General features: G+C 67.4%; 13 protein-coding genes. 3 read left to right on the top strand and 10 right to left on the bottom strand.

The window, feature by feature from the left end; genetic code table 11:
- The 3 genes from QM619_RS09155 to QM619_RS09165 all read right to left on the bottom strand — a co-directional run.
- Positions 1-1,943 (bottom strand): tetratricopeptide repeat protein (locus QM619_RS09155; protein WP_415107150.1); only part of this gene is annotated, 1,943 nt, incomplete at its 3' end.
- Positions 1,940-2,965, bottom strand: a complete 1,026-nt coding sequence (locus QM619_RS09160) for a hypothetical protein (RefSeq protein ID WP_415107152.1) — start codon at positions 2,963-2,965, stop codon at positions 1,940-1,942. The genes QM619_RS09160 and QM619_RS09155, both read right to left, overlap by 4 nt.
- Before the next feature lie 210 nt (positions 2,966-3,175).
- The gene (locus tag QM619_RS09165) at positions 3,176-3,748 is read right to left on the bottom strand and encodes a DUF305 domain-containing protein (protein WP_415107155.1); all 573 of its coding nucleotides are present in this window, start codon (positions 3,746-3,748) and stop codon (positions 3,176-3,178) included.
- 319 nt (positions 3,749-4,067) lie between these two features.
- On the opposite strand from QM619_RS09165, the gene QM619_RS09170 reads away from it, so the two are divergent.
- The 3 genes from QM619_RS09170 (at position 4,068) to QM619_RS09180 (ending at position 6,374) form a co-directional block, all read left to right on the top strand.
- Complete coding sequence (locus QM619_RS09170) at positions 4,068-4,697, top strand: response regulator (protein WP_415107158.1); 630 nt, start codon at positions 4,068-4,070, stop codon at positions 4,695-4,697.
- Positions 4,698-5,050: 353 nt separating this feature from the next.
- On the top strand, positions 5,051-5,206 hold the full coding sequence (locus QM619_RS09175; protein WP_415107161.1) for a hypothetical protein: 156 nt from the start codon (positions 5,051-5,053) through the stop codon (positions 5,204-5,206).
- A gap of 43 nt (positions 5,207-5,249) precedes the next feature.
- Entirely contained in the window at positions 5,250-6,374 is a 1,125-nt protein-coding gene (locus QM619_RS09180; RefSeq protein WP_415107163.1) for a sensor histidine kinase, read from the top strand.
- On the opposite strand, the gene QM619_RS09185 is transcribed toward QM619_RS09180, so the two are convergent.
- The 7 genes from QM619_RS09185 to QM619_RS09215 all read right to left on the bottom strand — a co-directional run bounded on the left by QM619_RS09185 (position 6,371) and on the right by QM619_RS09215 (position 14,707).
- Complete coding sequence (locus QM619_RS09185) at positions 6,371-7,906, bottom strand: glycoside hydrolase family 32 protein (protein ID WP_415107166.1); 1,536 nt, start codon at positions 7,904-7,906, stop codon at positions 6,371-6,373. The genes QM619_RS09180 and QM619_RS09185 overlap by 4 nt on opposite strands.
- Positions 7,903-8,928 carry an ABC transporter ATP-binding protein gene (locus QM619_RS09190; protein ID WP_415107169.1) on the bottom strand — a complete coding sequence of 342 codons (1,026 nt, stop codon included), beginning with the start codon at positions 8,926-8,928 and terminating at the stop codon, positions 7,903-7,905. The genes QM619_RS09185 and QM619_RS09190 overlap by 4 nt, the downstream gene beginning before the upstream one ends.
- Complete coding sequence (locus tag QM619_RS09195; RefSeq protein ID WP_415107172.1) at positions 8,925-9,869, bottom strand: ABC transporter ATP-binding protein; 945 nt, start codon at positions 9,867-9,869, stop codon at positions 8,925-8,927. Before QM619_RS09195 ends, QM619_RS09190 begins: the two co-directional genes overlap by 4 nt.
- Entirely contained in the window at positions 9,866-10,816 is a 951-nt protein-coding gene (locus tag QM619_RS09200) for an ABC transporter permease (RefSeq protein WP_415107175.1), read from the bottom strand. The genes QM619_RS09195 and QM619_RS09200 overlap by 4 nt, the downstream gene beginning before the upstream one ends.
- Positions 10,817-10,824: 8 nt before the next feature.
- Positions 10,825-11,802: an ABC transporter permease gene (locus QM619_RS09205; protein ID WP_415107178.1), complete on the bottom strand. Its 978-nt coding sequence runs from the start codon at positions 11,800-11,802 to the stop codon at positions 10,825-10,827.
- 100 nt (positions 11,803-11,902) lie between these two features.
- Positions 11,903-13,591, bottom strand: a complete 1,689-nt coding sequence (locus QM619_RS09210; protein WP_415107180.1) for an ABC transporter substrate-binding protein — start codon at positions 13,589-13,591, stop codon at positions 11,903-11,905.
- 72 nt (positions 13,592-13,663) lie between these two features.
- Complete coding sequence (locus QM619_RS09215; RefSeq protein WP_415107183.1) at positions 13,664-14,707, bottom strand: LacI family DNA-binding transcriptional regulator; 1,044 nt, start codon at positions 14,705-14,707, stop codon at positions 13,664-13,666.
- Between the last annotated feature and the right edge of the window lie 14 nt (positions 14,708-14,721).

Raw genomic sequence — 14,721 nt, forward strand, 5'->3', positions numbered from 1 at the left:
CCGCGCCAGGCGGCGAGGTTGTGGCGGGTGGTCAGGGTGTTGGGGTGCTCGGGGCCGAGTACGCGTTCCTGGATGGGGAGGAGTTCAGCGAACGCGGTCACGGCACCAGTCGCATCACCAGCTTCCCCGCGCCAGGCGGCGAGGTTGTGGCGGGTGGTCAGGGTGTTGGGATGCTCGGGGCCGAGGATGCGTTCGTAGTCGGCGAGGTTCTGTTCCAACAGAGAGATCGCCCGCTTCAGCTTCCCGGCGCTCTGATAGGCGGCGGCCAGCCACGCGGTTGCGGAAAGCCTGCTGACTTGGTCGTCGCCAGCGGGCGAGAACAGGGCCGCGAGTGCGGCCTCGGCCTCGGGGAATCGCCAGGCGTGTGCCAGCCAGCGAATCAGGATCAATTGAGTTGGGCCGTCGTCGGGCTGGGTAGCGAGAAGACGTTCGGCCCGCCGGATCCACTGATCGGCGCCCTTAGTTGGCACGTTGCCGACCTCGTCCAGGGCTTCGGTGTGCATCGTGAGCCGCAGGCCAAGCATCGCCTTGGTTCTGTCGGCTCCGGCTCCGATCCGCTCTTGGAGAACCACCCGGAGGTTGGTGGGCAGCTCCATCAGATCGCCGGCGTCCCCGTCCATGGCGGCGGCCAGAGCGTCGTCCAACTGACCGAGTAGGTCGAGTGCGGGTGCGCGGGTGATCGGCAACGAGGTGAGTCGCCGGACGACGCCGCCGACGGCGTCCGACTCGAACTCCAGCTGCAGAACCGGCAGGTACGACCCCAGCCGGCCGTCGCCGTCGATCCGTTCCAGATCGTCCGGATCGAACCAGGACTTGATGAAGTCCACCACCAGTCGTAGTGGCTCACCGCGGGAATCCTTGAGCTGGAACGCGAGCCGGGCCATTGGTTCGGCCAGTTCGTAGTAGGTGCGCCGCCGATCCAGCAGGTCGGCGAATGGCGTTGTCACCGGACGTAGCCAAGCCCGATCGACGAGGTCGCTGACCGATTTGGCCAGGCTGCGCTGGTCGATCTCCAAGCGGGCCGCGAGTGCGCCGACATGCAGCGGATGGTTGGCCTCGGCGAGTTCGGCGACGATCAATCGTTGTTGCGGAGAGATGGCGGCCAGCTGCTCCTGGTAGTACGGGGTCAGGTCGTCGAAGCGGGTCATCAGCAGATCGACCAGGGAATCGAGTTCGGCCACGTCCAGCGAACTCGACAGCAGGGCCCACAGCCGTGGCTGCCCGCCGGCCAGGTGGGCGATCGCCTTGACCCGGCCGAGCCCTCGGTCGGTGTGCAGGAACTCGACCAGTTCCTGATTGCCGGCGCGCTCCGCGATGGCGGCGAGCATGTCCCGACCTTGCTCCGGGGTGAACGGTTGCAGCCGGGTGGAGGTGAAGAAGCTGAAAAACGGACGGGCCTGGTCGGAGAGGTTCTTGTCGAGGGTGGTGGAGGTCGCGACCAACACCATGCGGCACTCGTGCTGAAGGAAGTGCCGCAACTTCTGCTGCCCTGTGTCGCCCAGCTGATACAGGATCCGGTCCAGGTTCTCCACCAGCACCACGATGGTGCCGTCTGCTTCTGCGCGGGCGACCAACCGGGCTTCCCGTTCGGCTTCGCTGCCGCGACCGGAAAGGGGAGGTTCGGTCTCCAATCGCTCGAGGATGAGGCCGAGCAGGTGCCGATAGGAGGCGACCGTCCAGGGATCCTCGGGCAGCCAGGCGAGCTGCAGCTGGGCGCCGGTATCGATCATGGCTTTGGTGCGGTGATAGGTAAGCGCAATCAGATGCGTCTTTCCGGCCCCCCTGGGGCCGACCAACAGGGTGTGATTGCGGGTATCGGAGGTGGCTGCTTCCCCGATTCGACGCATGATCGCGCCCAGGACATGGTTGCGTCCGACGAAGATGCCTTCGAGGGTGTCGGCGGGCATCACCGACGGCGTGAACCGAGACAGCAACATAGTCATGACGGTCGGTCCCAGATCATCCGGCGGCGTGCCCAGATGTACTGCAACACCGGATACCTCCAGCGGACCCTCCGCCCGCGCTGTTCGAGATAGTGATCGCTGATCAGATTCGTGAGGACGGAATCGAACCGCTCCGGCTCTCCCACGTCGGTCCGCAGCGTCCCCACGTCGCGCCATGTGTTCTCGACCGAGAGTGCGCCGTTGAGGATCTCGCCGGCGAGCTTGGCGTCGTCGCCGTAGTTGGGCTCGAGCCGGGTCAGAAGGTGCGCGAAGGACTGGAACTCGTCCGGGTCGTCGATGAACTCCTCGAAGGCACCGTCGAACTCGGCCGTCGATACCGGCGTACTGCGGCCGTCATCGAGTAGCGACGCGACCTTGTGCAGCAGATAGGGGATGCTGCCGGTGCGCTCGACAAAACGGCTCACCGAGGCATCGGTCGCGTGGCGACCGATGCCCAGCAACAGGCGTTGGGCAAGCTCGGTCCCCTCGGCCGTGGTCAACGGACCCAAAGGCAGATTGTCCAGGTCGTTGAGGTCGCCCGTGGTCGTACCGCATGCGGTCAGGACGTGATGGAAGCCGATCGAGCCAGCCAGGATCCAGCGGATGCCGCTCTCGGTCTGGCGCAGCATCCGAAGGGTCTGCAGCAATTCGTGGGCGCTCTGTTGTCCCTCGTTGTTGGCGATGTTGAGGATCGCCAGCGGCACCTCGTCCATGCAGATCAGGACCGGGCTGCTCGCACTCTCGCTGAGTGCTTTCAGGGTGTCGCCCAACAGGCTGGCGGGCGAGCGCTGTTGCAGTGCCACCCGAACCTTGATCGGACCGCCACCCACCTCCACGTCCTGGAACATGGCCTGGAGCTTTGCGATGAGACCACTCGTGTGGAGCTTCTGGCTATTGCGTAGCGCGGCCACCGTCCGCAGCAGGAACTCGTCCTGAGTGGCGACGCCCTCGTGGTCGATGATGATCGCGATGAACGCGTCGGTTCGGCTGGTGTACGCCTTCAGCCAGTAGCTCTTGCCCATCCGCCGGGGATCGTTGAGCAGCAGATTCGCGCCGCTGGCGAGCTTTCGGTCGGCGACGGCCGAGGTCTGCTCGCGTCCGACGAAGTGGCGTGGATCCTGGGCCGAGCCAGGCTGCGGGGTGATGGGCTCCATGGCGCCTCCACGTTTGTACGGCAACTTTCCCGTATAAATATACGGGAAAGTTGCCGTACATCAAGCAAGGCGGGGGGCTCAGCCCTCCAGCAGCTTCGTCATCTGGTCGATCTCGGCCTGCTGGCTGGTGACGATGGCGTCGGCGAGCTTCTTCAGGTCGGGGTCGCTGCCCTTGGCCTGGACCTCCTTGGCCATCGCGATCGCGCCTTCGTGGTGCTGGATCATGCCGGTCAGGAAGAGCTTCTCGGCCTCCTTGCCCTGAGCGGCCTTCAGAGCGTCCAGCTCCTGGTCGGAGAGCATGCCGTCGATGCCGGTATGGCCGTGGTGATCGCCGTGCTCCGAGGCGCCCCAGGCGGTCAGCCAGCCGCGCATCTGGTCGATCTCGGGCTGCTGGGCGTTCTTGATCTGAGTGGCCAGCGTGGTCACCTCGGCGGAGATGCCCTGCTTAGCCAGCATCGCGTCGCTCATCACCACGGCCTGCTCGTGGTGCGGGATCATCATCTGGGTGAACATCACGTCGGCGGCGTTCGCGGTGCTCGACGCGGTTGCGGACGCCGATGGCGCCGAACTCGGTGCGGCGGCGGGGGACCGGCAGCCGGCCAGGGCGAGTCCGGCGACGAGGGGAAAGGCGAGACGAACGAGAGCGCGCATGCCATGAATATACCCCCTATGGGTATATTCATGGGCCGATTTGGGTGATCCGCGGGCAATGTCCCGATGCCCGCCAGATGGCTGCCGTGGGCCCGCAGAGACCCCTGACCCCTGAGCACTCGCTGATAGCTTCCTGAGAAGGCCGAAGGATAGCGTTCGACAGGTGATTGGGGAGATGGCGAAACGGCCCGCGGATGAAAGGATGGGCCAACCCCCGATCGAAGTGAGCAGCAATGAGACTCCCCGCGCATCGCGCGCTCCTATCCTCGTGTAGTGGCCCTCGGCTGGCGCTCCGGCGCGCCGTCACGGAGGTGCCTGCGTGATCCGAGTGGTAGCCGTTGAGGACGACCCGTTGGCGCAGCGGGCGATTCGTGGCTACCTCGCCCAGGTTCCCGACATCGAGCTTCTCGACATCGCCAGTGACGGCGCTCGGGGCTTGGAGTTGGTGCGTACCCTGCGTCCGGACGTGCTGGTGACCGATCTGCACATGCCCGGAATGGACGGCATCGCGCTGCTCAACGAGGTCTACCTGCTGCCCGACCCGCCCCGGTCGCTGTGCTTCACCGCGGTCGGCGACGAGCCGTTCATGCGCGAGGCGCTGGCCGCCGGCGCGAGTGGGTTCCTGCTCAAGGTCGACCCGCCGGTGCTGCTGGTGCAGGCCATCCGCAGTGCCTACGAAGGGGAGGCCCTGGTCTCGCCGAAGCTGACCGCGCAGGTGCTGCAGGGCATCGGCCGCAGCGGCAACCGTCCGCGTGACCTCAGTGACACCGAGGTGAAGCTGCTCAGTCTGGTGGGTTCGGGCCTCGACAACGCCGACATCGGCCGTGCGCTGCATCTGGCGCCCAGCACGGTGAAGACCTACGTGAGTCGGTTGCTGCGCAAGACGGGCAGCCGCAGCCGCGCACAACTGGCCGCGAAGGCCAATGCCTGGGGAATGGTGCGCCGTTAAGACCGGGCGTCGCGGCACAGAAAAAGCGTCTTGGCCAGACCCTCGGGTTGCGAGAGGGGGGGGCGAAGCCGATCTGGATCGGCTCCATTGGGGGGCTTCCAGAGGGTCTGGCCGACGCTGGGGGTGGTTCGTCCCGACCTTGCGGCCGAATCGATGTCTCTATTCAACCCGGCCGATGCCGGGTCCCGCACGGCCGGATCAACTTTGGGAGACCCTCAGTCCCGCAGGGTTGATCTGCGTCTATCGGGGGTCTCCGGCCGGCGATCGTTCGCGCCGGGACTTTCGTTATGTCGCAAGGGATCCGTACAGTTGTTGTCGTACCCCTCAACCCCCCTAAGACTGGAGTACATATCATGTCCCTTCTTTACCTGATTGCAGCCATCCCCGTCATCCTCCCCGGCGTGCTGCGCCTGTTCAACGTCGGCCTGAGTGTCAAGCGAGGCGGCCACACGGCCGTCAAGGCCGGATTCTGCCAGGTCCTGCCCTGGTTCTGCTTCCGGTCGCGATAACCTCACCGGGCCACCGTGACCCTGACTCGGTAGCCTTCTACCCGTGGCACCCCCAGAAGGCGAATTGGAACCGGTTTCGAACCGGTGGCTGGAACCGATCCTGGCCGGCGGCGTCTTTTTCGCCTGCCTGATGATCAACCTGGGAGAGTCCTGGAACTACATGTGGGTGATCGATCTGGTCACCTGCGTGGGGGCAGGACTCTCCTACCGGTGGCCGAAGCGCGGCGCGATCGCCGTTGCCGTCGGGGTGTTCAGCTGGCTGGTCATCCCCGGCGTCGTGCCGAGCATGAGCGGTCTGGCGCTTCTGGTGAACGTGATGGCGGCATTCCGCCAGAACCTTCGCTGGAAGATTCCGCTGACCGTGGCGTCGGCCGTCCTGGGCTACGTGGTGATGGTGTCGCGCTCGATCCAGAGTGCCGAGACGCACTGGGTGACGGCGGCCGTCCTGGTGCTCCTGTTCGCCCTCGCCATCGGCAGCGGCGAGTTGGGACGGCGCTGGCAACGGCTCGTCCAGCTCGAGCGTGAGCGAGGCAACGCCGAGTTGGACGCGTTCCGGCTGGAGTTGGCGCGCGACTTGCACGACACGGTGGCCCAGACGCTGTCCTCGACCGCGATGCGGGCTCACCTGGCCCTGGCCGAGCCGGGACTGCCCGACCAATTCCGTGCCGACCTGGAGTGGATGGCGCAGGAGTGCCGGGCGTCCGCGCACGACCTGCGCGAACTGCTCGGACGCCTGCGGCAAGGGCCGTCGGGATCGGCCCAGCCGCTGGCGAACCTCGACACCCTGCGGGCCACCGTCGCCGATCAGGCCGAGCGGTTGCGCGCCGCCGGATTCCGGGTGGAGGCCGAGGTCGAGATTGAACGCCTGAGCGCGGCGCGCGCCCAGGCGCTGAGCGCTGTCACCGTCGAGGCGGTGAACAACATCGTCCGGCACGCCCAGCCGGGCACTGCCTGCGGGCTTCGACTGAAGGACGACGGGTCGGACGTGGTCGCCCGCTTCACCAACGTGGCCGCCCCGGCCACCAACGGGCTGACCCCGCCGGCCGGGATGGGACTCACCGGCGTCCGCGAGCGGCTGGCGCTGCTCGGCGGCCACTGCACCTACCGCCGCGACGGACGAGGCTGGGAGCTGCTGGCCAGGCTCCCGCACGGTGTCGAATACGTCTAGGGACGATCGGACGGCCAGGCGTCCGTCATTCGCCAGGCGCGCAGCGCGACCGGGACGGACGCGGCGGCCGTCCGCACTCCGAGCGACGTCTCGGTGCTTTCCGGATGGACGCGGGCGGTCAGCGCGACACCGTTGACGAAGATCTCCAGCGCCGAGTGGTCGACGACGATCCGGACGCCGACCGCCCCGTCCGCAGCCACCGGCGCGAACCCGCCGCGCAGGCTGGTGTCGATGCCCGGATCGCCGGCCGTGGTCGACCGGTCCAGCTGGACGCTGAGCGAATCGAGGCGGCTGCGTTCGATCCGCAGCACGGCCGCGCCGACGCAGCCCCCGCCCAGGTCATGGCCGGGCAGCTGCACCTCGATGCCGGCGCCCGGCACTAGAATCACCTCGATCTCCAGGTCGAGCTGACCGCCGGACACCTCCGGGTAGCGGCGCATCGCGTCCGGGCCGACCGAATCGCTGCGGTCGACCAGGCAGCCGGCGCGCAACGACTCGACCTCGGGCGCCGGTGCGAACTGCAGCGTGCCGTCGCCGCGCTCGGTGACCAGCCGGGGCAGGCTCATCACCCCGGCCCAGCCGGCCGCCACCCCGAGCGCGGGGCTGCGGGCGTCCTGCAGCCAGCCGAACATGATGCGCCGGCCGGCCTCGTCCCGGTAGCTCTGCGGCGCGTAGAAGTAGCGTCCACCCAGATCGAGACGATGCAAGCCGGACGGCGCGAACCGGTCGCCGCGGTAGCTGCCCGACCAGTACAGGGCGTGGTGGGTGAGGCCCTGGTGCCAGGCCGAGAAGACCAGGAAATCGTGCCCGGTCCGATCGTCGCCGAGCGGCTGATCGCGATCGGCGTCCAGCCGGAACAGCTCGGCGCACTCCCACATGGTGCCCGGCCAGACCGGGTCGTCCTGCGCCCGGTCGAAGGCCGTCCCACTCAGGAACGGGCCGCGATACTCCCAGGACCGCAGGTCGGGGGAGTCGTAGAGCGCCACGAAACCCCCGCTGCCGCGCAGGCCGGCGCCGATCAGCATCCGCCATCGGTCGCCTTCGCGCCACACGCAGTGGTCGCGGAAACCCGACATCCCGGACGCCGGACGCTCGCCGATCACCGGGTTGCCGGGGTCCTTCGTCCAGCTGAGCAGATCGGCCGATCCGGTGGCCAGGCAGGGCAGGTCGGCGTCCCCGGCATGCCCGGTGTAGACCAGGGTGGGCGTCCCGCCGTCGTCGACCAGGACGCCCGACCAGCAGCCGTCGGCGTCCGGACCCTCGCTCGGCTGCAACGCCGCCGGCCGATCCGTCCAATGCACCAGGTCGCGACTGGTCGCATGCCCCCACTGGATCTGGTGATGGAATCCGCCGGCCGGGTTGTACTGGTAGAAGAGGTGGTGGACGCCGTCGCGCTGGCACAGCCCGTTGGGGTCGTTGAGCCATCCGGTCGGCGCGGTGAGATGGAATCGGGGCCGGGCCGGATCGTGCCTGATCCGGCCCAGCAACGACTCGGCGTCCTCCGCGGGCGGAAGGCCGAGGGCCGACGTCACGACGCCGCCTTCTTCACTGTCGCGGTCAACGCGTTCGCGCCGGCCATCGCCTCGGGCCGGTACAGATGACAGCGGACGAGATGCCGGGCGGCCGGCTCGCCGACCCGATGCCGGACCAGGGTGGTGGACGAGCACCGATTGTCCGGGTCGCCGTCGAACGGGCAGGTCTCGGCGGCCAGCACCTGCTGCCGCAGCCGCGCCCGGCGCACCGGGTCGTAGCTGCCGCTGCGGTCGGGGTCGGGGACGGCCGAGACCAGCAGCTCGGTGTACGGATGGGCCGGGTGGGCCAGGATCTCCATCGAGTCGCCCTCTTCGACGATCTCGCCGGCGAACATCACCGCGATCCGGTCGGCCAGATAGCGGGCGCTGGCCAGGTCGTGGGTGATGTAGATCATCGCGATGCCCTTGTCGTCGCGCAGCGACCGCATCAGGTTGAGCACGCCGATCCGCACCGAGACGTCCAGCATCGAGGTCGGCTCGTCGGCCAGGATCACCGACGGGTCCACCGCCAGCGCACGGGCGATCGCCACCCGCTGCCGCTGCCCGCCGGAGAGCTCGTGCGGATAGCTGGCCAGCATGTCGGCGTCCAGGTCGACGGTCGCCATCAGTTCCTCCAGCCGGTCCTGCAGCGCGGCGCCAGCCAGCGGTTGATGGTTGCGCAGCGCCCGCTCCAGGAAGTGCGAGATCCGGTGGACCGGGTTGAGCGAGCCGAACGGATCCTGGAAGACCATCTGGACGCGGCCGCGGTACTCCCGGCTGGCGTGCCGCTTCTCGGTCTTCAACACGTCGACCCCGTCGAGCAGGATCTCCCCCGAGGTGGGCTGCTCCAGCCTGGTCACGCACCGGGCGATCGTGCTCTTGCCCGAGCCGGACTCGCCGACCAGGGCGAGGATCTCGGACGAGTGCAGGCTGAGGTTGACCCCGCCGAGCGCCCGCAGCGTCCGGCGGGCGAGGAACCCGCCCAGCGGGTACTCCTTGACCAGGTCACGGGTCTCCAGAACCGGGGTTGTGGTGTCGGTCATCGGGCTTCTCCTTCGGTTCCGGTGCCCTGCGGGGTCAGGCGGACGCGGTCCTCGTCGCTGATCGGTGCCGCCCAATGGCCGGGGCCGACCGGTTCGAGATCGGCGATCCGGGTCAGCCGGACGCCTTCGCCGAGTCCGCGCAACGGCACCCGTGGCCCGGTGATCGGCGGGAAGGCGCCCATCAGCGCCCGTGTGTAGGCGTGCGCGGGGTGATGGTGCAGGGTGCTGGCCGGTCCCTGTTCGACGATCCGTCCGGCGTACATCACCGCCATCTGGTGGGACAGCTCCACCATCAGCGACATGTCGTGGGTGATGAACAGCACCGAGAAGCCGAGCTCGGCCTGCAGCGCCTTGATCTCGGCCATGATCTCTTGCTGCACCACCACGTCCAGCGCGGTGGTGGGCTCGTCGAGGATCAGCATCCGGGGCCGCAGCGCGACCGCCATCGCGATCACCACCCGCTGTCGCATGCCGCCGGAGAGCTGATGCGGGAACGACTTCAGCCGGTTGCGGTCGATCTGCACCATTTCGAGCAGCTCGCCGCAGCGCTTGTCGGCCTCGGCGCGGCCGACGTCGAGATGGGCGGTGAAGATGTCCCGCATCTGTTCGCCGATGGTGATCACCGGGTTCAGCGAGTTCATCGCCGACTGGAACACCATCGCCACCTCGCGCCAGCGGAACTGCCGCAGTTCGTCGCCGTTCAGCGCCAGCACGTCGCGTCCGTCGAACCGGATGCTGCCGCCGGCCACCTCGGCCGGGTACTTGAGCAGCCGCAGGATGGTGTTCGCGATCGTCGACTTGCCGCAGCCGGATTCGCCGGCCAGACCGAAGATCTCGCCCGGAGCGATGCCGAAGGTGACGTGATCGACGGCGGTCGTGGTGCGGACGTCGCCGCGATACTGCACGGTCAGATCGTCGATCTGGAGAAGTTTCTCGGTCATACTGCGTTCTCCGTTCGGGCCAGCGGAGCGGTGGCCGAGCGCTTCTTGACGGTGCGCAGCCGCGGGTTGGTGACCTCGTCGACGGCGTAATTGAACAGGCTCAGCGCGAACGCGACCAGCGCGATACACAGACCGGACGGCAGGAACACCCACCAGCTTCCGGTCAGCAGCGCACCCTCGTTGCCGGCCCAGTACAGGTTGGTGCCCCAGGACACCGTCGAGGTGTCGCCGAGGCCGAGGAACTCCAGGCCGGCCTGGGCGCCGATGGCGCCGATGATGCAGCCCAGCAGGGTGCCCATCACCACCGAGGCCATATTGGGCAGCATCTCGCGCCACATGATCCAACCGGCCCGGTCGCCGGTCACCTGGGAGGCGGCGACGAAGTCCTTGGAGCGGATCGACAGGGCCTGACTGCGCAGCACCCGTGCCGATCCGGCCCAGCCGGTGATGATCAGCACGAAGATCACCGTGCCGACGCCGGGCGGCATGAACGCGGCCAGGATGACCAGCAGCGGCAGCCCGGGGATGAGCAGGAAGATGTTGGTCACCACCGACAGGGTCTCGTCGATGGCCCGGCCGAAGTAGGCCGAGGTGAGACCGACCAGGATGCCGATGATGGTCGACATCACCCCGGCGACCAGGCCGACGAACAGCGACATCCGGGTGCCGTGCAGGGTCAGTGCGAGCACGTCCTGGCCCTTGGCCGTGGTGCCGAGCCAGTGCTCGGCGGAGGGCTCCTGAGAGGCCAGCGCGGTGATCCGGGACGGGTTGCCGGGGAACAGCACCGGTGCCAGCAGTGCCAGCAGAATGAAGACGATCAGGATGACGGCGCCGATCATCGCCTTGCGGTTGGTCATCAGGCCGTGCAGCAGGCCCGACCGGGAACGCCGCGAGGTCCGGGCCGGTTTGACGGCTTCGGTGGTGGCGGTCGTGATTGGTGTTGACATGATGCCCCTCAGTGAGTGCGGACGCGGGGGTCGAGCCGGACGTAGACGATGTCGACCAGCAGGTTGGCCAGCAGCACCGCGCCGGTGATGATCAGGAACAGGCCCTGCATCAGCGGGTAGTCCAGGCCCTGCACCGCGGTGAGCAGCTGATAGCCGACGCCCGGATAGGCGAAGACGGTCTCGGTGAGCAGGGCGCCGCCGACCACGAAGCCGAGGCCCATGCCGAACGAAGTCACCGAGGGCAGCATCGCGTTGCGGGCCGCGTAGCGCAGCATGATCCGCCGCGACTTCAGGCCCTTGGCCTCGGCCATGGTGATGTAGTCCTCGGCGTTGGTGGCGATCATCGTGTTGCGCATGCCGAGCATCCAGCCGCCGATGCTGACCAGCACGATGGTCAGCGCCGGCAGGAACAGGTGGTAGCCGACGCTGCTGAGGAACGCCCAGCTGAAACCGGCGTCCAGTTCGGAGTCATAGGCGTGCCGCAGCGGAAACCAGCCGAGCACGATGCCGAACAGGTAGAGGGCCCCCATCGCCAGCCAGAAATACGGGAACGAGCCGATGAAGATCAGGAACGGCGGCAGCGCCGAGTCGACCAGGCTGCCCCGGCGCCAGGCCGCCACGATGCCGAGCAGGTTTCCGATCAGCGCCGCGATGATCAGCGAGGTGGCGCCGAGCAGCAGCGTCCAGCCGATCTGGGACGCGATCACCTCCGACACCGGGGTCGGGAATCGAGAGATCGACACCCCCATGTTGCCGGTCAGCACGTCCCCGATATAGCTGACGTACTGCTGAATGAGCGGCCGGTCGTCCATTCCGAACAGTTTCTGCAATTGCAGCACCTGCTCGGCGGTCATCTTGTCCTGACTCCGGGAGAGCATCCGCGAAATCGGGTCGCCCGGCATGAACCGGGGCAGCAGGAAATTGAGGGTGATCGACACCCAGAATGCGATCAGATAGAAACCGATCCTACGAAGAATGAAGCGCACGCGATTCTCCCGTCAAGGTCGTCCGAGTGGGCCCGCTGGGGACAGCCGTCCGCCCGGTGGACGCCGGACAGTGGCGTCCACCGGGTTGGGGGGACGGGTGTCAGCCCTTGCGGGGCTCCAGGGTGGTGAGAATCAGCACGGTCTGCACCGAGCGCGCGCTCAGGCTCGCGTACGGATTCTGCTCATTCGGCCAACCCGTGAAGCGGAGGTCGTTGTAGGCGCCCCACTCCGGCCCGGGGAAGAGCGGAATAACCGGGGCGGTCTCGTCGAAGAGCTGTTGCAGCTGGTTGATGGCGTCCTTCTGCGCAGCCTCGTCGCTAGTGCCGCTGAACGTGTCCAGCAGGGTGTCGGCCCGCGGGTCGCCGAACCGCTGGTAGTTCTCGGTGGCCTTCTTGCCGACCGGCTTGACGGTCCGGGTGCTCATCATCGCCGCGAAGTACTTGTACGGCGCGGGATCGTTGGGCGACCAGACGATGCCCGAATCGAAGTCGCCCTGTTCATAGCCGGCAACGACCTGCGCCCAGTCGGGCGAGTCGACCTTGAGCGTGACGCCGATGGCGTCCATGTTCTGCGCGATGACATTCGCCACCGACAGCCAGTCAGACGAGGTGGCGCCGACCGAGAATTTGAACTCGAACGGCTTGCCGTCCTTGAGCGTGCGCTTGCCGTCGGCGCCCTTGGCGTAGCCGGCCTCGTCGAGCAGCTGGTTGGCCTTGTCGACGTTCAGCTTGGTCCACTCGCACTTGTCGCGCAGGGCGGTGTCCTTCCACTTCTCGTAGCTGCCAGACAGTCCGGTGCAGTCGGCGGGGCCGGTGTAGCCGTTCATGCCGATCTTGGTCACCTGGTCGCGATCGACGGCCATGCTGAGCGCCTTGCGCACCACGGGATCGTTGAACGGCGCCTTCGTCGTGTTCAGCTGCCAGTTGATCATCGAACCCGTGGGCGGGAACCAGTAATGACGATGGGCCGAATCCTTGGCCACGAAGGTCTTCTCGATATTGGGCATGAACTGATCGGTCCAGTCCACGTCGCCGTTGACCGCGGCCAGGTTGGCACCGTCGTTGCCCGAGAACGCCAGCATCTTGATGCCGGCGATCTTCTGCTTGTCGGGCTGCCAGTAGTTCGGGTTCTTGCCGAGCTCGAACGCCTGGGCGGCGAACCGGGTGATCTCGGTGTACGGACCGCTGCCGACCGGCTTCTCGTTGGTGTCCTTCGCCGGGTCCTTGATCTCGGACCAGACGTGCTTGGGAATGATGACGTGCTGGCCGATCTCGAACAATGCCGGCGAATACGCCTTGTTCAGGGCGAAACGGACCTTGCCGCTCTCGGCGGTGACCTTGTCGACGTATTCGTAGCCGCCGAGCAGTTTCTTCTGGAGCTCGAAGGTGTAGACGACGTCATCGGCGGTCAGCGGTTGGCCGTCGGACCATTTCACGTCGGGGCGAATGGTGAACTCGACGTTCTTGCCGTCGGCGCCGACCTTCCACTCGGTGGCCAGCCACGGCGTCGTCTGGCCGTTCGTCGCGCTGTAGATGATCAGCGGCTCGTAGATCGCCTGCTGCGTCATCGGGGCGGCGTTGGGCGAGAACGGGTTGAAGTTGCGGGTGAAGGTGCCCATATCTTCGCGCGGCAGGGTGAGCGGGGTGTCCGAATAGTCCTTGCCGCCTCCGGCGGGAGCGGACGAACTGGGACTGGACGCGGGCTGGCTGCACCCGGTGAGGGCGAGGGCGCCGGCGGCGAGGGTGACCCCGAGCAGGCGCAGGGTCTTCCACCGTTGCGGACGTGACATGATGGTTTCTCTTCCTCTTCACCTCGGTGAAGTTGGAGGGACAGGGATTGCTGTTCGGGGTTTTGATTGGCGTCAGACCGAGCAGCGTTCGTACAGGGGGCAGTCGACCGTCTGCCGCATGGCAGGGGTCGGCTGTCCCGTCGTGAGTGCGTCGAGGGTCTGGACCCCGAGGGTGCCCATCTCCTCGAACGGGAGTGCAACAGTGGTGAGCCGCGGCCGCAGATAGGCCGCGATCACCTCGTAGTTGTCGAAGCCGACGACGGCGATATCGTCCGGAATTCGCAAACCACGTTCTTTGATGGCGTCGTACGCGCCCATGGCCATCCGGTCATTGGCGCAGAAGATCGCCGTCGGCGGCTGGTCCTGTTCCAGCAGGACGTGGGCCGCCGCGTAGCCGCCGTCGGCGGTGGCATAGCCGTCGACGACCAGGTCGTCATCGGTGGCCAGGCCGGCCGCGGCGTGCGCGTCGCGCCAGCCCTGGAGGCGTCCGATGGCGGCCGGGATGGCCGGATCGAGGTTGATCATGCCGATCCGTCGATGACCGGCCTGGATCAGCCGATCGGTGGCCCGTCGTCCGCCGCTGACTTCGTCGGGAATGATGCAGGGCAGCTCGCCCTTCTCGTCGAAGCAGTTGACCAGCACGGTGGGCAGCTCGCGCAGCAGGTCGGGGACGGCGACCGCGCGATGCCAGGTCGCGGCGTACAGTACCCCGCCCACTCGCTGTTCGAGCAGCTTCTCCACCGAGGCCCGTTCGAAGGCCTCCCGGTCCTGCTGATCGCCCTCGCCGGCCGGGGCGATCAGCAGGAACCGACGCTGCCGCCAGGCCTCGTCCTGTGCACCGCGGATGATGTGCGCGGCGAACGGCGCCGTGACGATCTCGGTGAGCAGCCCGTACCAGTCGGTGCTCTGCGCGGCCAGGGCGCGGGCTCTGGCGTCCGGACGGTAGCCGAGCTGGTCTGCCGCCTGCCGCACCCGGGCTTTGGTGGCCTCGGATACGTTGTCGGCCTGCTCGGCGTCGTTGAGGACGAAGGACACCGTGGTGCGGCTGACTCCGGCGGCCCGCGCCACGTCGCTCATCGTCGCCCGGCTGCGGGTCGAAAGGTTCGAACGGGCCATGGAACTCCACCTTG

It is taken from the genome of Micropruina sp. (genome assembly GCF_047606665.1).
GTDB lineage: Bacteria > Actinomycetota > Actinomycetes > Propionibacteriales > Propionibacteriaceae > Micropruina.